The 19,106-nt window shown below is 66.6% G+C and carries 12 protein-coding genes; 5 read left to right on the forward strand and 7 right to left on the reverse strand.

The window, feature by feature from the left end:
* Positions 1 to 135: 135 nt before the first annotated feature.
* Positions 136 to 4,857 (reverse strand): glutamate synthase large subunit, encoded by a 4,722-nt coding sequence (gene gltB / locus RPC_RS03840; RefSeq protein WP_011471240.1) that lies wholly within the window; start codon positions 4,855 to 4,857, stop codon positions 136 to 138.
* 480 nt (positions 4,858 to 5,337) lie between these two features.
* Here gltB and RPC_RS03845 point away from each other — a divergent pair, with 480 nt between their 5' ends.
* A complete protein-coding gene (locus RPC_RS03845) occupies positions 5,338 to 5,973 on the forward strand; it encodes a hypothetical protein (RefSeq protein WP_011471241.1) in 636 nt (211 codons plus the stop codon).
* Between the two features lie 288 nt (positions 5,974 to 6,261).
* Here the strand turns inward: RPC_RS03845 and RPC_RS03850 are convergent, their stop codons facing one another.
* A complete protein-coding gene (locus RPC_RS03850) occupies positions 6,262 to 6,738 on the reverse strand; it encodes an Hsp20 family protein (protein ID WP_011471242.1) in 477 nt (158 codons plus the stop codon).
* Positions 6,739 to 6,990: 252 nt separating this feature from the next.
* Here RPC_RS03850 and RPC_RS03855 point away from each other — a divergent pair, with 252 nt between their 5' ends.
* Both RPC_RS03855 and galU read left to right on the forward strand, forming a co-directional pair.
* Positions 6,991 to 7,938 carry an alpha/beta fold hydrolase gene (locus RPC_RS03855; RefSeq protein ID WP_011471243.1) on the forward strand — a complete coding sequence of 316 codons (948 nt, stop codon included), beginning with the start codon at positions 6,991 to 6,993 and terminating at the stop codon, positions 7,936 to 7,938.
* A 147-nt stretch (positions 7,939 to 8,085) separates the two neighbouring features.
* Complete coding sequence (gene galU, locus RPC_RS03860; protein ID WP_011471244.1) at positions 8,086 to 8,961, forward strand: UTP--glucose-1-phosphate uridylyltransferase GalU; 876 nt, start codon at positions 8,086 to 8,088, stop codon at positions 8,959 to 8,961.
* A gap of 389 nt (positions 8,962 to 9,350) precedes the next feature.
* Here galU and RPC_RS03865 read toward each other — a convergent pair whose 3' ends face one another.
* Positions 9,351 to 10,856 carry a sensor domain-containing diguanylate cyclase gene (locus tag RPC_RS03865; RefSeq protein WP_011471245.1) on the reverse strand — a complete coding sequence of 502 codons (1,506 nt, stop codon included), beginning with the start codon at positions 10,854 to 10,856 and terminating at the stop codon, positions 9,351 to 9,353.
* 147 nt (positions 10,857 to 11,003) lie between these two features.
* On the opposite strand from RPC_RS03865, the gene RPC_RS03870 reads away from it, so the two are divergent.
* Complete coding sequence (locus tag RPC_RS03870; RefSeq protein WP_011471246.1) at positions 11,004 to 11,276, forward strand: hypothetical protein; 273 nt, start codon at positions 11,004 to 11,006, stop codon at positions 11,274 to 11,276.
* A gap of 158 nt (positions 11,277 to 11,434) precedes the next feature.
* On the opposite strand, the gene RPC_RS03875 is transcribed toward RPC_RS03870, so the two are convergent.
* Positions 11,435 to 13,126, reverse strand: coding sequence for an outer membrane beta-barrel protein (locus RPC_RS03875; RefSeq protein WP_011471247.1), 1,692 nt, complete (start codon positions 13,124 to 13,126; stop codon positions 11,435 to 11,437).
* 195 nt (positions 13,127 to 13,321) lie between these two features.
* Between RPC_RS03875 and RPC_RS03880 the strand changes: the two genes are divergently transcribed.
* Positions 13,322 to 14,335 carry a KpsF/GutQ family sugar-phosphate isomerase gene (locus RPC_RS03880; protein ID WP_011471248.1) on the forward strand — a complete coding sequence of 338 codons (1,014 nt, stop codon included), beginning with the start codon at positions 13,322 to 13,324 and terminating at the stop codon, positions 14,333 to 14,335.
* Positions 14,336 to 14,577: 242 nt separating this feature from the next.
* Here the strand turns inward: RPC_RS03880 and RPC_RS03885 are convergent, their stop codons facing one another.
* The 3 genes from RPC_RS03885 to RPC_RS03895 all read right to left on the reverse strand — a co-directional run bounded on the left by RPC_RS03885 (position 14,578) and on the right by RPC_RS03895 (position 19,099).
* Positions 14,578 to 15,945, reverse strand: a complete 1,368-nt coding sequence (locus tag RPC_RS03885; protein ID WP_011471249.1) for an AmpG family muropeptide MFS transporter — start codon at positions 15,943 to 15,945, stop codon at positions 14,578 to 14,580.
* A gap of 313 nt (positions 15,946 to 16,258) precedes the next feature.
* Positions 16,259 to 17,956: an SGNH/GDSL hydrolase family protein gene (locus RPC_RS03890; RefSeq protein WP_011471250.1), complete on the reverse strand. Its 1,698-nt coding sequence runs from the start codon at positions 17,954 to 17,956 to the stop codon at positions 16,259 to 16,261.
* A 147-nt stretch (positions 17,957 to 18,103) separates the two neighbouring features.
* Positions 18,104 to 19,099, reverse strand: coding sequence for a tyrosine-type recombinase/integrase (locus RPC_RS03895; protein ID WP_415914794.1), 996 nt, complete (start codon positions 19,097 to 19,099; stop codon positions 18,104 to 18,106).
* Positions 19,100 to 19,106: the final 7 nt, after the last annotated feature.

Below are 19,106 nucleotides of genomic sequence, written 5' to 3' on the forward strand. Positions count from 1 at the left end.
GAAGGATGAGTGTTCTGCCGCTGTCGCCCTTCGAGGCCCGCGCGGCGCGCGGGCACCTCAGGGTGACGGCGGTTCTCTATTTGCGCATGATCTGATCCGAAAACCGGTGTCCACTTTTCGGGATCATGCGCGGTGCTACGCGCCGATCGCGATCTTCGGCTCCTCGGCCTGCTTGGCCTTCAGTTCGCGCAGGGCGCGGCGATATTCCACCGGCATGATCTTGCGGAACTTGGGCAGATAGCTCGACCAGTTCGCCAAAATGTCGGCGGCGCGCTTCGAGCCGGCGAGCTTGGCGTGGCGGCTGATCAGAATGTGCAGCCGCTCGACGTCGGAGCTGAGCAGATCGGCGAACACGTCGACCCGGCCGTGCGCTTCGAGATCGCCGGATTGGTGATAGGTGCCTTCGTTGATCAGCTCTTCCGACAAGACGGGTTCGAGCTCGACCATCGCCATGTTGCACAGCTTCGGGAACATGCCGTCTTCGTCCAGCACGTAAGCCACGCCGCCCGACATGCCGGCGGCGAAGTTGCGCCCGGTCTTGCCGAGCACCACGACGATGCCGCCGGTCATGTATTCGCAGCAATGATCGCCGGCGCCTTCGACGACAGCCACCGCACCGGAGTTGCGCACCGCAAAACGTTCGCCGGCGATGCCGCGGAAGTAGCACTCGCCTTCGATCGCGCCGTACATCACGGTATTGCCGACGATGATCGACTGCTCCGGCACGATGCCGGAATCATGCGGCGGACGGACGATGATGCGGCCGCCGGAGAGGCCCTTGCCGACATAGTCGTTGGCTTCGCCTTCCAGATCGAAGGTGACGCCGCGCACCAGCCAGGCGCCGAACGCCTGACCCGCAGTGCCCTTGAGGTCGACATGGATGGTGTCGTCGGGCAGTCCGGCGTGGCCGTAGATCTTCGCCACCGTGCCGGACAGCATCGCGCCGGCGGAGCGGTTGGTGTTGTTGATCTCGATCTCGAACTTCACCGGGGCGCCGCGGTCGATCGCCGGCTGCGCCTTTTCGATCAAAGTGCGGTCGAGCACCTTGCCGAGGTGATGGTCCTGGGTCTCGGTGTGGTAGATCTTCTGCCCCGGCCGTTCCTTCTGGCGATGGAACAGCTTGGAGAAGTCGAGCCCCTTGGCCTTCCAATGCGCCACCAGCGCCTTGTGGTCGAGCATCTGGGTCTGGCCGATCATCTCGTTGAACGAGCGATAGCCGAGGCTTGCCATGATCTCGCGGACCTCTTCGGCGACGAAGAAGAAGTAGTTGATGACGTGCTCGGGCTGGCCGGTGAAGCGCTTGCGCAGCACGGGATCTTGCGTCGCCACGCCGACCGGGCAGGTGTTGAGATGGCACTTGCGCATCATGATGCAGCCGGCCGCGATCAAGGGTGCTGTGGCGAAGCCGAATTCGTCGGCGCCGAGCATCGCGCCGATCACCACGTCGCGTCCGGTGCGGAAGCCGCCGTCGACCTGCACGACGATGCGGCTACGCAGCCGCTCGCGCACCAGGGTCTGGTGGGTTTCGGCGAGGCCGATTTCCCACGGCGAGCCGGCGTGCTTGATCGAGGTCAAGGGCGAAGCGCCGGTGCCGCCGTCGAAGCCGGCGATGGTGACGTGATCGGCGCGCGCTTTGGCAACGCCCGCCGCCACCGTGCCGACGCCGATCTCGGAGACCAGCTTGACCGACACCGCGCCGGCCGGATTGACGTTCTTCAAATCGTAGATCAGCTGCGCCAGATCCTCGATCGAGTAGATGTCGTGATGCGGCGGCGGCGAGATCAGGCCGACGCCGGGCGTCGAATGCCGCACCCGGGCGATGGTGGCGTCGACCTTATGGCCGGGCAACTGACCGCCTTCGCCGGGCTTGGCGCCCTGCGCCATCTTGATCTGCATCATGTCGGCGTTGACGAGGTATTCGGTGGTCACGCCGAACCGCCCGGAGGCGACCTGCTTGATCGCCGAGCGCATCGAATCGCCATTCGCCATCGGCTTGAAGCGATCGCTCTCTTCGCCGCCTTCGCCGGTGTTGGACTTGCCGCCGATCCGGTTCATCGCGATGGCGAGCGTGGTATGCGCCTCGCGCGAGATCGAGCCGAAGCTCATCGCGCCGGTGGCGAAACGCTTGACGATCTCGGAGGCCGGCTCGACCTGATCGAGCGGCACCGGCTTGCGCTTTTCGTCCTCGGCGGTCTTGAACTTGAACAGCCCGCGCAGCGTCAACAGCCGCTCGGCCTGCTCGTTGAGGATCTTGGCGAACGCCTTGTAGCGCTCCAGCGAATTGCCGCGCACCGCGTGCTGCAGGGCCGCCACGGTATCGGCGTTCCAGGCGTGGTCCTCGCCGCGGGTGCGGTAGGCGTATTCGCCGCCGACGTCGAGCGCGGTCTTGTAGATCTGCACGTCGCCGAATGCGTCGGAATGCCGCCGCACGGTCTCCTCGGCGATTTCGGCCAGACCAACGCCTTCGATGCGGGTGTGGGTGCCGGCGAAATACTTGCAGACGAAATCCTGCTTCAGCCCGACCGCGTCGAAAATCTGCGCGCCGCAATACGACTGATAGGTCGAGATGCCCATCTTGGACATCACCTTGAGCAGGCCCTTGCCGATCGACTTGATGTAGCGCTTGACGATCTCGTAGTCGTCGAGCTTGACCGGCAGCCGGTCCTTCATCGCCACGATGGTTTCGAAGGCGAGATAGGGATTGATGGCTTCGGCGCCGAAGCCGGCGAGACAAGCGAAGTGATGCACTTCGCGCGGTTCGCCGGATTCCACGACGAGGCCGACCGAGGTGCGCAAGCCCACCCGGATCAGATGATGATGCACCGAGGCGCAGGCGAGCAGCGACGGGATCGGAATCCGGTCGGCACCGGCGGCGCGGTCGGAGAGGATGATGATGTTGATGCCTTCACGCACCGCGGCTTCGGCGCGTGCCGACAATTCGTCGAGCACGTGTTCGAGGCCGGCCGCGCCGAGCCCGGCGTGGAAGGTGGTGTCGAGGGTGCGCGACTTGAAGTGCGGATCGCCGATCTCGGAGATCGCGCGGATCTTTTCCAGATCGGCGTCGGTCAGGATCGGCTGGCGGACTTCCAGCCGCTTGGTGACGGCGCGGCCTTCGAGGTCGAACAGGTTCGGCCGCGGCCCGATGATCGAGAACAGGCTCATCACCAGCTCTTCGCGGATCGGATCGATCGGCGGGTTGGTCACCTGGGCGAAGTTCTGCTTGAAATAGGTGAACAGCTGCTTCGGCTTGTCCGACAGCGCCGACAGCGGCGTGTCGTTGCCCATCGAGCCGGAGGCTTCCTCGCCGGTGGAGGCCATCGGCGTCATCAGGATCGAGATGTCTTCCTGGGTGTAGCCGAACGCCTGCTGGCGATCGAGCAGCGGCAGGTTGGAGCGCTGCGCCGAAACCGGCGCGGCCGGCAGGTCTTCCAGCACGATCTGGGTGCGGGTCAGCCATTCGCGATAGGGCTGGCTCGCGGCGAGCTGCGCCTTGATCTCGTCGTCCGGAATGAGCCGGCCCTGTTCGAGATCGACCAGCAGCATCTTGCCGGGCTGCAGCCGCCACTTGGTGACGATCTGGTCTTCCGGAATCTTCAGCACGCCCATCTCGGACGCCATCACGATGCGGTCGTCGCGGGTCAACAGGTAGCGCGCCGGGCGCAGGCCGTTGCGGTCGAGCGTGGCGCCGATCTGGCGGCCGTCGGTGAAGGCGAGCGCGGCCGGGCCGTCCCACGGCTCCATGATGGCGGCGTGATATTCGTAGAACGCGCGGCGCTGCTCATCCATCAACGGATTGCCGGCCCAGGCCTCCGGGATCATCATCATCACGGCGTGCGGCAGCGCGTAGCCGCCTTGCACCAGGAATTCCAGGCCGTTGTCGAAGCAGGCGGTGTCGGAGGCGCCCTCGTAGGAAATCGGCCACAGCCGGCTGATGTCCTTGCCGTACAGTTCGGAATGCACCGAGGCCTGGCGGGCCGCCATCCAGTTGTTGTTGCCGCGCAGCGTGTTGATCTCGCCGTTGTGCGCGACCATGCGGTAGGGATGCGCCAGCGACCAGGTCGGGAAGGTGTTGGTGGAGAACCGCTGATGCACCAGCGCCAGCGCGCTTTCGAAATCTTGCTCGTGCAGGTCGGGATAGTAGCTGCCGAGCTGGTCGGCCAGGAACATGCCCTTGTAGATCACGGTACGGCACGACATCGACACCGGGTAGTAGCCGGCCAGCCCGCGGTCGCGGCGCTGATAGATCGCGTGCGAGATCGACTTGCGCAGGATGTACAGCTTGCGCTCGAAATCGTCGTCGGTCTTGATGTGGCTGCCGCGGCCGATGAACACCTGCATGTTCGAGGGCTCGGTCGGCTTCACGGTCTCGCCGAGCGAGGAGTTGTCGACCGGCACCTTGCGCCAGCCCAAGAGCTTCAGCCCCTCGGCCTTGATCTGGTCGGCGATGATGCCCTGGATGACTTTGCGCCACGCGGTTTCGCGCGGCATGAACAGCGCGCCGACGGCGTATTCGCCGGGCGCAGGCAGCGCGAAGCCGAGTTCCTTGGCCTTGCGGGAGAAAAACGCGTGCGGAATCTGCACCAGAATGCCGGCGCCGTCGCCGGCGCGCGGATCGGCGCCGACCGCGCCGCGATGCTCGAGATTGCACAGGATGCGGATCGCGTCGCAGACGATCTGATGCGACTTGACGCCTTTGATATTGGCGATGAAGCCGACGCCGCAGGCGTCTTTTTCCTGCGACAGGTCGTACAGGCCTTCGGCCGGCGGACGCCAGCTATGCTCGCGCGCCGGTTCCGACGACGTTTCGGCCTGCGCATGCGCCGCGATGCTGTCGCGTTCGAACTCCGACCCGCTCATCTTAGTCCTCTCATCCGGCGAGGGACCTCGCCATTCTCGTCGCGCAGCTTGGGCGGCCGCGGCACCGTTTGGCCACCGCACACACCCGCGAGCCACGATTTCGTAAATTCAGGCTGTGGCGCCTAATTTCCCAGTGACAACGGCGGCCTTATTCAACGTCTGAAACGACGTTGTAAACTCCGGGCCGGTGACCACCCGCAATTGAGACAGCGTTGCTGTCCTAGCCTGACCTTGCCAAATTTTTTTCTATCATACAAGCGCATGAAAGTCCTCCGTTTGATGGAGAATGCAGCCCTGCCGCGCCGCGAATTCAAGCCAAATCCGCCGCGTTTGAGCCCCGGCGGCGCCGAAATCCGCGGAGAGGCTGGGTGCCGGGCCAAGCCGCGGCAATCTGCTGCAAATCTCTCGCAGATTCGCCAGGCCAGCGTTGCAAAACGCCCGCCCAGCCATGTTGCGGCGCAGTCGGCGAAGGAGAACACGATGAAACGTTGCGTGGGATGGGCGATTTCGACAGGATTGCTGCTGAGCGCGGGCGCTGCCGGGGCGCAGGGCATCCCACCCGATCAGGCCCGGGCCGGCGTGATCCTGGTGTCGGATTTCGACGGGCCCTCGGGGTTCCCGCGGCGTGGCTACGCGGCCGAACTGCTGCCGCCGGGCGAGGTCTATGCAGTGCTGCGCGACGCCGGCTTTGCGCCGCTCGGCACGCCGCGGCTGCGCGGGGTGTTCTACAGCGTCGCCGCGACCGATCTCGACGGCGCCGACGGCCGGGTGCTGATCGACGGCCGCTCCGGGCGGATCATCCGCTTCATTCCGGCCGACGCCGACGACAGTTTCGCGCGCTACGACCCGGTCCGGCCGGTGCCGTCGTTCCGCGAGGTGCGGCCGCCGCGCCCGCCTTTGCCGGTGCCAAGGGTGGCGAGCCGCAATTCAACCGCGCCGCTGCCGCGGCCTGCGCCGCCGCCGATCGCCGCGCAGCCGCTGCCGGCACCTGCGCAGCAGACCGCGGCGGTGCCGAAACCGGCCGAGACGCCGCCTGCGGCCCCCGCAGTCGAGGCCAAGCCATCCGCGACGATCCAGCCGACCCAGCAGATGCCGCCGGTGCAGGGGCTGGAATAGGCCGCTCGTGCTGGTCCGCGACCTGCGGGCCATAAAAAACGCCCCGGCGGACCGGGGCGTTTTGATAAATTCAGGCGGTGGGGCCACGCCCGTGGCCCATCCTTCGAGACACCCGGCTTCGCGCTGCGCGCTTCGCCGGGTTCCTCAGGATGACGCTGCTGGTGGATCACGCCGCTTGTGCAGCTCGGCGGACCGCCGATCCAATCCCGGCGCCGTCATCCTGAGGTGCCCGAGCAAAGCTCGGGCTATGAGGATGCGGCTCCGGAGCGATCGTGACCGTCAGCGGCGTTACGCGGCCTTCTGGTTGTCGTTCTCGATCACCTGCGGCTGCGCCGGCGCCTGGGTGCTGATCGGAATGTTGCGCGGCTTCTTGGCCTCGGGAATCTCGCGCACCAGATCGACGTGCAGCAGGCCGTTCTCCAGCGTGGCGTTCTTCACCGTGACGTAGTCGGCGAGCTGGAAGGCACGCTCGAAGGCGCGCGCGGCGATGCCGCGATACAGCACTTCCGCGGTGTTGCCGGCCTCGGGCGCGGCTTTCTCGCCGCGAATCGTCAGGGTGTTTTCCTTGGTGACGATGGAGAGTTCGGCCGGCGAGAAGCCGGAGACCGCGACGCTGATGCGGTAATCGTTTTCGCCGGAGCGCTCGATGTTGTAGGGCGGATAGCCCGGAGCTGCGGCCTCGCCGGAGGCCTGGTCGAGCAGCGAAAACAGCCGGTCGAAGCCGACGGTGGAGCGATAGAACGGGGTGAGATCGAATGTACGCATGGTTTAGTCCTCCGAAAAGCGACTGTTGAAGAAACCCGCCCGCCATCGGGCCGGGCTGTCGTCTGCCGTGCAGCCTGTTCTGGATCGTCAGATCTTGGGATCTTCAATCTTGCGATCTGCCGAACCACTAGTAGCGGCCTGCACGAAGATGATATGGGAGGGGTGTTACGCGGTTCAAGAGCTGCAAAAAGCTTTGCGCCCGCGGGCTCGCAGCCCTTGATTTTCAGTACTTTTGCCCTATCCGGACGGTTCATGACGCTCGTCTCGATTCCCGCCAATCCGGTCCCCGAAGACGCCGTCAGCGGCTTCATCAAGACTCCCGACGGCGCCGAATTGCGGTTCGCCCGCTGGCCGCCGCCGTCCGGCCGCAAGGGCACGGTGTGCGTGTTCACCGGCCGCGGCGAACAGATCGAAAAATACTTCGAGACGGTGCGCGACCTGCGCGACCGCGGCTTCGCGGTGGCGATCATCGACTGGCGCGGCCAGGGCCATTCGTCGCGGCGCTTGCGCGACCCGCGCAAGGGCTATGTCCGCGATTTCTCCGACTTCGAAACCGACGTCGAGGCCTTCGTGCAGCAGGTGGTGCTGCCGGATTGCCCGCCGCCGCATTTCGCGCTGGCGCATTCGATGGGCGGCGCGGTGCTGTTGCGGATTGCGCATTCCGGCAAGCGCTGGTTCGACCGCATCGTACTGTCGGCGCCGATGATCGACCTGCCGGGTCGGGCCACCACGCTGCCGGTGCGGCTGCTGCTGCGGTCGCTGCGGCTCGCCGGGCAGGGCGGCAATTACGTCCCCGGCGGCAACGATCAGCTCGCCGGCAGCGGCCCGTTCGCCGACAATCAGCTGACCAGCGACCCGGTGCGCTACGCCCGCAACGCCGCGATCCTCGCCGAAGACCCGACGCTCGGCATCGGCTCGCCGACCGTGGCCTGGGCCGACACCGCGTTCCGCGCGATGCACGGCTTCAAGGCGGTGAATTTTCCGGCGCGGATCCGCCAGCCGATCCTGATGATGGCCGCCAGCCACGACACCGTGGTGTCGACGCCGGCGATCGAGGAAATGGCCTATCACCTGCGCGGCGGCGCGCATCTGGTGATCGCCGGCGCCAAGCACGAAATCCTGCAGGAGCAGGACCGCTATCGCGGCCAGTTCTGGGCGGCGTTCGACGCCTTCGTGCCGGGCACGCCGATGTTCGAATGACAGCCGGTCGCAGCGGCGCGATGCAACGGGTAGGCCTACCAACGCGTTGGCGCTGCGACGATTGGATGATTCGCTCCTCCATCAATCGGCCTATGTTTCACGCTGCAAGGCCCTGCCAATCCCGATTCCTCCTTTGAGATTCTCCGCATGAAAATTCGTAAAGCCGTCTTTCCGGTCGCCGGCCTCGGCACCCGCGTTCTGCCCGCCACCAAGGCGATGCCGAAGGAGATGCTGACCATCGTCGACCGGCCGCTGATCCAATACGTCGTCGACGAGGCCAAGGAGGCCGGGATCGAGCATTTCATCTTCGTCACCGGCCGCAACAAGGGCATGATCGAGGACCATTTCGACCGCCAGTTCGAATTGGACATGACGCTGAAGGGCCGCAACAAGACCGCCGAGATGGAGATGCTGGCGCGCGACCAGCCGGAAGCCGGCGCGATGAGCTTCACCAGGCAGCAGGCGCCGCACGGCCTCGGTCACGCAGTATGGTGCGCCCGCGACATCGTCGGCAACGAACCGTTCGCGGTGGTGTTGCCGGACGAACTGGTGCTGAACTCGCCGGGCTGCCTCGCCCAGATGATCGCCGCCGCCGAGAAGCTCGGCGATAAGGCCAACGTCATCGCGGTCGAGCAGGTGCCGACGCATCTCACCCATAATTACGGCATCTGCGGTGTCGGAGCGCGCAACGGCAACATGTTCGAAATCGACGGCATGGTGGAGAAGCCGCCGCAGGGCACCGCGCCTTCGACGCTGTCGATCTCCGGGCGCTACATCCTGCAGCCGGAGATCTTCAAGATCCTGGAGACCCAGGAACGCGGCGCCGGCGGCGAGATCCAGCTCACCGACGCGATGATCGGGCTGTCGAAGACGCAGAAGTTCTACGGCGTGGAATTCGAGGGCGAGCGCCACGACTGCGGCTCGAAAGCCGGCTTCCTGCGCGCCAACATCGCCTTCGCGATGAAGCGCCCGGACCTGCGCGACGAACTGCGCGCCACCATGAAGCACTATCTGGCGGAGTGATCGGCGCTGATCTGGTGAGGCATCGTGTCCCGGACGCGGGGCCGCGTTCTTCACGCGGCGTCGCGAGCCGGGACCGCCAAGCGCTGCGTTCCGTAACGGCCCCGGCTCGGTGCGCACCGCGCCGCAAGCGCGGCACGATGCGCGCCGTCCGGGGCACGTGCCCGTTAGTCGAAGCGCCAATTTCTCGATGCTGTATCGACGGAGCCGAAAAAGCGGCAGTCATTCCGGGGCGCGAGCCCTTGGGCGAGCGAACCCGGAATCTCGCGGCACGTGAAAGAGTCAGGGCTTGTGGCAAGATTCCGGGTTCGCTCGAGCTTGCGCTCTCGCGCCCCGGAATGACGATCTTTGTGAAGCTCGTTCGCTGACGCGCTAGCTAGCCTTCGCCGCCCTCACGCCACCAGCGACAATTCCCGGGTCGACGAGGCGACCACCGAGCGGTTGCGGCCGCTGGCCTTGGCGGCATACAGCGCCTTGTCGGCGGCCTCCACCAGCACCGACCACGGCGTCGCGGGGCCGGGCGTGATGCTCGCGGTGCCGACGCTGATGGTGACCCCGGTCTGGTCGATCGACCACTGCTCGACCTTGCCGCGGATGGTTTCGGCAACCGACAGCGCCGCGTAGGCCGACAGCCCCGGCAGCAGCACGGCGAATTCCTCGCCGCCGAACCGCGCCGCACAGTCGCCCGCCCGATGCACCGAATCCGCGATGCAGACCGCGATCCCGATCAGCATCTGGTCGCCGGCCTGATGGCCGAAACTGTCATTGTAGCCCTTGAAATGGTCGGCATCGATCATCAACAGCGCCACCGGGGTCTGCTGGCGTTGCGCGCGTTGCCATTCGGTCTCGATCGCGGCATCGAATTTGCGCCGGTTGGTCAGCCCGGTCAGCGGATCGGTGACCGACAGTTCCTCCAGCCGCTGTTCGGCGCGGGCCCGGCGGTCGATTTCGCGGATCAGGAAGATCGTCACGCCGGCGACGAAGCTCGCCAGCACCAGCAGGATGGCGCCGAGCCGGATCGCTTCCTTGCGCCACAGGCTGAGAACATTCCGCCACGGCTTGCCGACCAGCACCACCAGCGGATGGCTGGAGTCGCTCCAGACATACATCCGCGGCGTGCCGTCATCGAGGCCGACGCCGGAGAACCAACCGCTGCGTTGTCCCAGCGTCTTGATCACGCCGGCGATATTGCTGACGTCCTTGCCGACCACGTCGAGGTCGAACGGCCGGCGCATTATAATGACGCCGTTGTGGGTGAGGATGGAAACCACGTCCTGCTCGCCGATGCGCAGTCGCCGGAACAGGTCGTGAAAATAGCCGAGCCGGATGGTGCCGACGACGATGCCGTTGAATCCGCCGCTCGGAGTCGCGAGGCGGCGACTGAGCACGATCGAATAGCCGCCCTGGTACAGCATCGGCCGGCTGATGAAGAGGCCGACGTCGGGATTGTCGCGATGGACCTTGAAGAACTCTTCGTCGTCGCGGCGCTCGGGCGGCGGCTTCAGGGTCGAGGCGTCGAGGCTGAGATTGCCGGCGGCGTCGAACACCTGGATCGCGCCGAAATGCGGGGCGGTGGTGGCGCGGTCGAACAGGATCAGTTGCAGAATCGGCTTGCTGACGTCGGCGAGCTCCGGCAGCGCCAGATTTTTGACAACAGCTTGCAGCGACTTGTCGTAGAACTCGACATTGCGGCTGACATCGGCGTCGATGGTGGCCGACAGGTTTTCCATCGTCTGCCGCGCCAGTTCCTCGGTGTTGCGGCGCATATCGAGCAGCACGCTGCCGCACACCGCGGAGAACGCCAGCACCGTCACCACCAGCGAAATGACCAGCAATTTCGCTGACAATTGCCAGCGAAAGGCGCGACGTCGCCATCTCAATGCGGTGGACAGTTCCATGTTGGAACAAATGCGCCCCAATTCGTTGCCGAGCGCTTAAGTAGTTGCACCAGGGAGCCGATCGGTTAACGAAACGTTGCCCGGCACCAAAGCCTGCCACCCTCGCCAAGATCATGCTAAGGCTCTGAATTCATTGAGGACACCGACGTGAACCCGTACGCCCCATTACGCGATTATCTGCAGCAACAGACTTTAGCCGAACTGGTTCTCAGCCTCGATCAGATCGAAGAGATCCTCGGTTTCGCGCTGTCGCGGGCCTCGCATCGCGCTTCGTGGTGGGATACGGCCCGCGCGCCCGATGAGAAGATGCCGCAGCGCGAGGCTTGCCTGGAGGCCGGCTACATCGCCACCAGGCTGGCGGAGGGCAAGGGCGTTCGCTTCCGCAAGATCCAGCAGCCGCGGACGCGCCGACCGGCCTGAGCGGCGACGCTGCGGTCACTCGCGCGGGCATCATCCGCGATTGACTCCGCGGCCGGGCCAAGGGCCCCATGGCGCAAATCCCATGCGGCGCCCGGAACGGCTCCGCGGTCGAGCTTGGACGCAGCGCCGCACGGCTGGCACGCATCGCCCGCACCAGCTCAGTTCTGCAGCCGCACCCCGAGCATCACCACATTGGCGGAATAGCTGTTGCCGGGCAGGTTGGAATCCAGCCATTCGCGGCGCAGCTCGGCCTTGAGCTGGAACGAGCGGTTCAGCTTGTAGACCAGATTGCCGGCCACCGCGCCGAAATGGTCGAGCCGGGACGAGCCCTGATAGTCCTGGCTGCCATAGGTGAATTTGCCGATCGCGGTCAGCCAGCGCCGGAAATCGTGGTCGACCTCGGCGGTGTAGCTGCGGGTCAGCACACCGGAAACCCCCGGCAGCGTCGATTCGTCGACCGAGGTATTGGTGATGAACTTCGCCGTGGTCAGCGGCGTCGCCGCCCATATCAGCGATCCGCTGGTCAACAGCCCGGTCAGTTTCTCCAGCCGCGGGTCGGTATAGCTGCGCGCGGTGTAGCCGATCGACATTTCGCCGGTCAAAAGCCGGGTGAATTCGAAGCTGGTGCCGGCCTTGACGTAGCCGCCGGTGGAGTCGCGCTGATAGCCGCCGCGGTCGACCGCCTGATCGTGCACCCGGCTGTCGTATTCGACCTCGCCGAACGGCTTCAACCCCGGCATCAACTCGTAGCTGACCCGGGCGACGCCGCCGTACTGGTTGAAATTGCGGTCGTTGTTAGGCTCGGTGGAGCCGTCGGTGAGCACCGATTGCTGATAGGTGGTGCGGTCGAGCGTCCCGACGCCGGAGACCTGCAGCCGGTTGAAATTCTGGTCGAAGCCGGCCGAGGCGCCGGTGTTCAGCGCCAGCGGATATTTCGCCAGGCCAAAGTCGAGGTTCGGGCTGCCCGGATTGTCGGTGAACAGCCGCATCCGCAACTGGCCGAGCAGGCGGGTGTCGCGCGACACGTCGAGCCGGCCATCGACATGGCCGTCGAAGCTCGGGCGGTCGAGATTGGCCGGCGCCGAGGACGCCGAACCGGCGTCGTCGGGTCGCGTGCTGCCATACCCGGTGTAGGAGCCGCGCAGGTCGGCGACCAGCGCGTGGCGCTCCCAATCCGAGGTCACCATCAGCTCCGGCGCCACGACGTAGAACGATGAGCCTTTGCTGCCGCCCGACACCCGGCCCGGATTGCTGTCGTAGCCGCCGGAGGTTTCGACCGCGGATTTCACCAGGAAGCTGCCGGCGTAGTCGCCGACCGCGCCGAACGGATCGTTATCGACCTTGAGCTGGCGGCGCGGCGGCTGGCCGATCACCGTTCCTGCCATGGACGGCGCAAGCGGTGTGCGATGCGCGCTCGCCGAGGGCGGCGCCACCCGCCGCGGCGGCGGCGGCGCGATCACCGCCGGGCTGCCGGGGCCGGCGCGTTTCGGCCGCGGCGCGCCGGGATAGAAGCGTGGCGCGCGGCGGCGGCGGTTCAGCGAATCATAGCCGCTGTCGGAGGCGCCGGCGGCGGCCGGGATGCCGTAGCTGGGAATCTTGCCGATCCGCGATGGCGCCATCGGCTCGGCGTCGGGAAGCGCATTGAGGTCGGGCCGGGCTTGCGCGGTGCGGCGCAGCGGCAGGTCCTGCGGCGCGACGAATCCGCCGGGTTCCGGGCTGAGCAATTCCGGGGTCAGGCTTTGCGCGGCGGCGTCGGTCGCGCCGAGCAGGGCGAGCAGCAGGCATGCCGAGACCGCGCACAATCCCTCTGCGCGCTTGCGGCGGCCCGATGCTGGCCCCAGGATCACCATAAAACTCCAGCAAATCAATGGTTTGTAAGTTTGGTCCGGGCCGCGAGCGGGGTCCGGCGAAAGCCATCGTTAAGGGAGTTAAAACAATTATGGTTAATGACCGGTTGAGAGCGTCCGGCGGCGGTTTCGCTTCGGCAACCGCGGCGTGCTAGACAGGCGCCCGAAGCGCTTCTGCTTCAGTCCTGGGAACGCATCATGTCCATGTCGAAACCCCGGAGTGCGAAATCCTCCATGACCGATCAGGCGACCGACGCCATCGCCTCGGCGTTGCGCACGCTGGAAGCCGAAGCCGACGGCGTCACCGCGCTCGCCGCCGCGCTCAAATCGGATCTCGGGCCGGCGTTCGTCGCCGCCGCTAATCTGATCACCAATGCCAAGGGGCGTTTGATCGTCACCGGGCTCGGCAAGTCCGGCCATATCGGCCGCAAGGTCGCCGCCACCTTCGCCTCCACCGGGACGCCGGCGTTCTTCGTCCATGCCGCCGAGGCCAGCCACGGCGATCTCGGCATGATCACGCCCGACGACGTCATCCTGGCGATGTCGTGGTCCGGCGAGCAGCCAGAAATGAAGAACCTGATCACTTACGCCAAGCGCTTCAAGATCGCGCTGATCGCGATGTCGGCCGATGGCGATTCGACGCTCGGCCAGGCCGCCGACGTCTCGTTGATTCTGCCGAAGGCGCGCGAGGCCTGCCCGCACAATCTGGCGCCGACCACCTCCTCGGTGATGCTGCTGGCGCTCGGCGACGCTTTGGCGATCGCGCTGTTGGAAGGCCGCGGCTTCACCTCGATCGATTTCAGCGTGCTGCATCCCGGCGGCAAGCTCGGCGCGATGCTGAAATTCGCCCGCGACCTGATGCACTCGGGCGACGCGATCCCGTTGCGGCCGCTCGGCACCAAGATGTCGGATGCGCTGGTGGAGATGTCGTCGAAGGGCTTTGGCTGCGTCGGCATTGTCGATTCGCGCGGCCTGGTGGTCGGCATCGTCACCGACGGCGACCTGCGCCGCCACATGCGCGCCGATCTGATGACCGCGCTGGTCGACGAGGTGATGACCAAGAACCCCAAGACCATCAGCCCGTCGCTGCTGGCCAGCGAGACCTTGGAAATCCTCAACTCCTCGAAGATCACCGCGCTGATCGTCACCGAGGGCAAGAAGCCGGTCGGCATCGTGCATCTGCACGATCTGCTGCGCGCCGGGGTGGCGTAGCGGCCACGCTGCTCATCTGCACGGACGTCATCTCGATCGTCCGCGAACCTCTCCGCGTCATGGCCGCGCTCGTCGCGGCCATCCACGCCTCCAAGCAACGACGTCCCTTTTCCGTGGATGGCCGGGACGAGCCCGGCCATGACGGGTTGGATGGCGGGGCAGATCACCTACGCTGCATTTGCAGGCATCGTCGCGGATTTCGCGGATTTCGCGGTGATCGCCGTTCAGCGCGCACGCCTATCTCACACCCGCGTCGCGCCCAGGCTTTCGAAATGGCCGCGGCGTTGCAGCCAGACCAACAGGATCAGGCTCGGAATCGCCACCAGCACGCAGATCACGAAGAACGCCGGCCAGCCGGTCGCCTTGGCGAGATAGCCGGCGCCTGACGACAGGTAGGTGCGGCCGACCGCGGCCAGCGCGGTCAGCAGCGCGTATTGCGTGGCGGTGTGCAGCGGGTTCTTGCACAGCGCCGACAGATACGCGACGAAGATCACGGTGCCGATCGCCGAGGTGAAATTCTCCGCGGTGATGGCAAAGGCCAGCGCCCATTGATTGACCCCGACGATCGCCAGCCAGGAGAACGACAGGTTGGCGACCGCCTGCAGCACGCCGCCGATCCACAGACTCTGAGCCAAGCTGTAACGCCGCGCCAGATAGCCGCCGGCGAAGCCGCCGATCAGCGTGGCGGCGAGCCCGACGCCCTTGACGATCGCCGCGTAGTCGTTGCGCGAAAAGCCGAGGTCGATCACGAACGGCGCGGTCATGGTGCCGGAAAACGCGTCGGTGAACTTGAACAGCACCACGAACGCCAAGACCGCCAGCGCGTCCTTGCGGGCGAGGAATTCGGCGAACGCCCCGGTCGCGGCATGCACCACGCGGACGAACGAACTCTCGCCACGCGAGGCTTCTTCGGCGCGGGCGGACTGCTCGGGCTCGGTGGCGAGAAGCGCGGTGACGGTGCCGATCAGCACCATCGCGGCCATCGTCACATAGCCCCACATCCAGGCGGTGGCGCGGGTCTGTCCGGTGCTCTCATAGGCGCTGACCAGGAACAGCGCGCCGGCGGTGGAGACCAGCATGCCGATCCGATACGCCGCCACATAGGACGCCATGCCGGCGGCCTGCTCGTTCTCCGGCAGGCTTTCCACCCGGAACGCGTCGACCACGATGTCCTGCGTCGCCGACATCGCCGCGACCAGCAGCGCGCCGAGCGCCACGAACAACGGCGATCGCGCCGGGTCCGACAGCGCCAGCAATAGGATCGCGCCGATCAGCAGCAGTTGCGCGAACAGCAGCCAGCCGCGCCGGCGGCCGAAGCGGCGGGTGAACAGCGGCACGTGCAGCGCGTCGACCAAAGGCGCCCAGAGGAATTTCAGCGTGTAGGGCGTGCCGACCAGCGCGAACAGCCCGATGGTGCCGAGATCGACGCCGGATTCCCGCATCCACACCAAGAGCGTCGAGCCCGACAGCGCCAAAGGCAGCCCCGACGAGAAGCCGAGAAACAGCACGATCAGCACGCGCGGCTGCAGATACACCGCAAGGCCTTCGCGCCACGAGGCGCGGACTTTGGGCGGCGTGGCGGAGGTCGGCAGGGTGTCGGGCGCGGTCATGCCGCAGTGCTAGCAGATTCGCCCCGGATGCCGCGGGCTTTGACGAATCGAAACGCGCTGGCCGCGGCGATGATCCCGCTGTTCATCCGAAGCACTCCAAGAGTGGTCATTAAGAGTGGTCATTCCGGGGCGCGGGCCGCGGCAGCGGCGCGCGAACCCGGAATCTCGCTGCGGGTACAAGCCTCAGCCCGGTGGCGAGATTCCGGGTTCGCTCGGGCTTCGTCCTCGCGCCCCGGAATGACGTGATTTGCCGGAAGCGGGCAGGGGGCTCGGAGCACCGCTCTCCTGGAGGATCGCAGCTGCAACAATCAACCTACCGCGCAAAGGATCCTGGCGCGGCCGCCGAGGGGCCGACATCCGCAGGCGGACGCGGCACCTGCGGCTTCGGCGGCGGCTGCGGCCGCGCCGTCGGTGCGGATTGGAAGCCGAAGAATCCGCCCCAAGACGATGAAGACGACGACGAGGATGCCGAGGATGCCGAGGATGCTGTCGAGGGCTGCGCCTGCGGCGGCGCCGAGGCCTGCGGCGCCAGGATCGGGCGCGGTTTCTTCGGCTTCGGCGGCGTCGCCGGCGCGGTGTCGTCCGGCGCGGCCGAGGCGACCGGGCTGTCGCCCTTGGCCTGTTCCAGACCGACCTCGCGGCGCGGCCAGACGAAATCGTCGGCGCGGCCGGCCGGCGCCGCCAACGGCTCGCCCTTGACCAGCGTCTTCGCCGCCAGCGCGTCGACCGGCGCCGGGCGGGTGCCGGGGCCGCCGAGCAATTGATCGGTGCTGACCGAGGAGGCCACCAGCGGCACGATCGGTCCGGCCAACGGCCGCGGCGGCGGCAGCCCGGGCAAAGCGTTGGCGTCCGGGGTGGCGGGTTCGCTCGGCAGCGTGATCGGCGCCGAACGCCCGGCCAACACCCTTGTGATCTCGCGCTCGACGTAATGCGCCAGTTTGCGGGCGCCGGCCTTGGTGAAATACACCCCGTCATAGGAGCGCAGCCGGCGGATCTGGCCCTCGAAGTCCGGGCCCTGCGGCAGGAAGCGGCCGGCCTCGTCGACGAAGCCGTCCCAGACGTCCACATAGGTGATGCCGGCCTTGGCGGCGGCTTCGCGATACAGCGCGTTGAGGAACAGCGAGTCCGAGGTCGCCTTGGTGCCGCGCACCGCAGGCAGCCCGACCCACAGCACCGGCACGCCCTTGGTCTTCAGCACCGCGATCATCTCGTCGATTTTCTTGCTGTACAGCTCGACCCAGCGGGCCTCGCGGAATTCGTACAGCCCGTTAGCCGAGCGCGCGCTTTTTTCCGGCGCCATGATCGAGGGCGTATCGGCATTGTCGGCGTCGTCGGCGAGGTCCGAATCGCCCGGCTTGTCGTCGGGCTTGGCGGCGCCATCGGCCGGCTTGGCGGAATCCTTCTTGGCGTCCTTGGGGTGGGCCTTGTCGCCCGGTTTGGCCTCGGTCTTGTCGGCCGCCGGCTCGCGGATCGCGGCGCGGTCGTTCAATCCGAGCATCACCACGATGGCTTCCGGGGTCTCGGCGGCGAGAATGCCCTTGGCGGCGGCGGCCCAATCGGCCGGCTCGCCCTTCGGCTGGTAGCGCAGCAGCCCGGAGACGGTCTTGTGCTTGCGGATCACCCCCATGTCGGGGGTTTCCGCATAGGCGTCCTCGAGGCCGTAGGCCAGCCAGTCGGCCATCGCGTCGCCGAGCACCAGCACGTTGCGCTCCGCCGGGGTTTCGCGCTTCTCCGGCGAGGGCGCGCGAGAATAATCCTCGCGCGGGCGCGGCGCCTGCTTCGGCGCCTGTTGCTGGAACGGGGCGAACACCTCGTTGCCGAACCAGCCGCCGCCGCTGCGCGGAATCGGCGCCTGCGGCCGCGGCGGCGGGCCGCCGAAATTGCCGAAATTGAAGAATTGCGCCGACGCCGGCCCCGCGACGCCAAACAGCAGCAGCCCGGCCGTGGCCAGCGCCAGCAGCGGGCCGGCCTCGGTGAAGACGCGGAAAAACGAATTGGGACGGTTCGACATCGGCTCCGCGCGCTCGGCAGAAAAGGATCCAATCCGACCATAATAGCGGATTCGGGCGGCACGCGGGCGGGTTTCGACGGAGGCGGCGCGGTATGGTGAATGCGGCGACGAGGCGGTGGTCGCCGCACTCCGGGAGGGGGACGCAAGTCAGGCGGCGAGCATACCCAGCACGTTGGCACGCTCTAGGCTCTTACGCAGCGCCTCATCGGAGACGTGGGTGTAGATCTCGGTAGTGGCAATGCTGGAATGGCCGAGCAGGCGTTGCACGATCCTGATGTCGACGCCGCTTTCGATCAACAGCGTGGCAGCGGTGTGCCGCAGCATATGCGGCGTCACCCGCCGCCGCAGTCCGGCCTGGCCGGCGAAGTTGCGCAGCTTGGTGCGGAACGAGTAGGGCCGCAGGTTCTCGCCGTTGCGGTTGACGAACAGCGGGCCGTCGCCCGCGCTGAGGCGCTGGCGCAGCGTCGTCAGCTTGCGCAGTTCGTTGCGCAGCGCGGGGTTGCTGACGTAGACCACGCGGTCGCGCGAGCCCTTGCCGTGAATTCGCAGCGACGCGCCGTCGCTGGAGACGTCACCGGTCGCGATCTTGCACAGCTCGCCGACCCGGATGCCGGTCGAGATCATCAGCCGGATCTCGACGCAGAGCGGCGTCGACGCCGGCAGCGATTGTCGCGCGGCGCCGGGCGCGCGCGCCGAGGTCAGAAGCTGATTGGCCTCCTCGCGCGACAGCGCGCGCGGCAACCGCTTGCGGCGCGGCAGCTTCAGGCGCCAGCCGGTGAACGGGTCCGGCATCTCGCCGCGGTCGTCGAGAAAGCGAAAGAACGCGCGAAGACAGGCGATCCGCCGTCGCACCGTGGAGGGCGACAGCTTTCGCGCGACCATCATGGATTCCAGATAGTCGCGCAGGTGCTCGGTCGTGACCGCCGGCGCCTCGCCTTGGCCTTTGAGCCATGCACAGAAATCCGCGAGGTCGTAGCCGTAGGCCTGCAGCGTGTTCGCCGACAGCTGGCGTTCGACCGCGCAGGTGTCGAGAAACGAAGCCGTCAATCTTCGCAATTCCATTCCGTTCTCCGCCTCAATTGACGGCAGTCTGCCCCAGAACGTCGCTTGGCGCCATATTGAGCCCGAGCGCTCTGAAATCACGGTTATC

Origin of the sequence: Rhodopseudomonas palustris BisB18 (assembly GCF_000013745.1) — a bacterium.
In the GTDB taxonomy this organism is placed as follows: Bacteria; Pseudomonadota; Alphaproteobacteria; order Rhizobiales; family Xanthobacteraceae; genus Rhodopseudomonas_A; species Rhodopseudomonas_A palustris_F.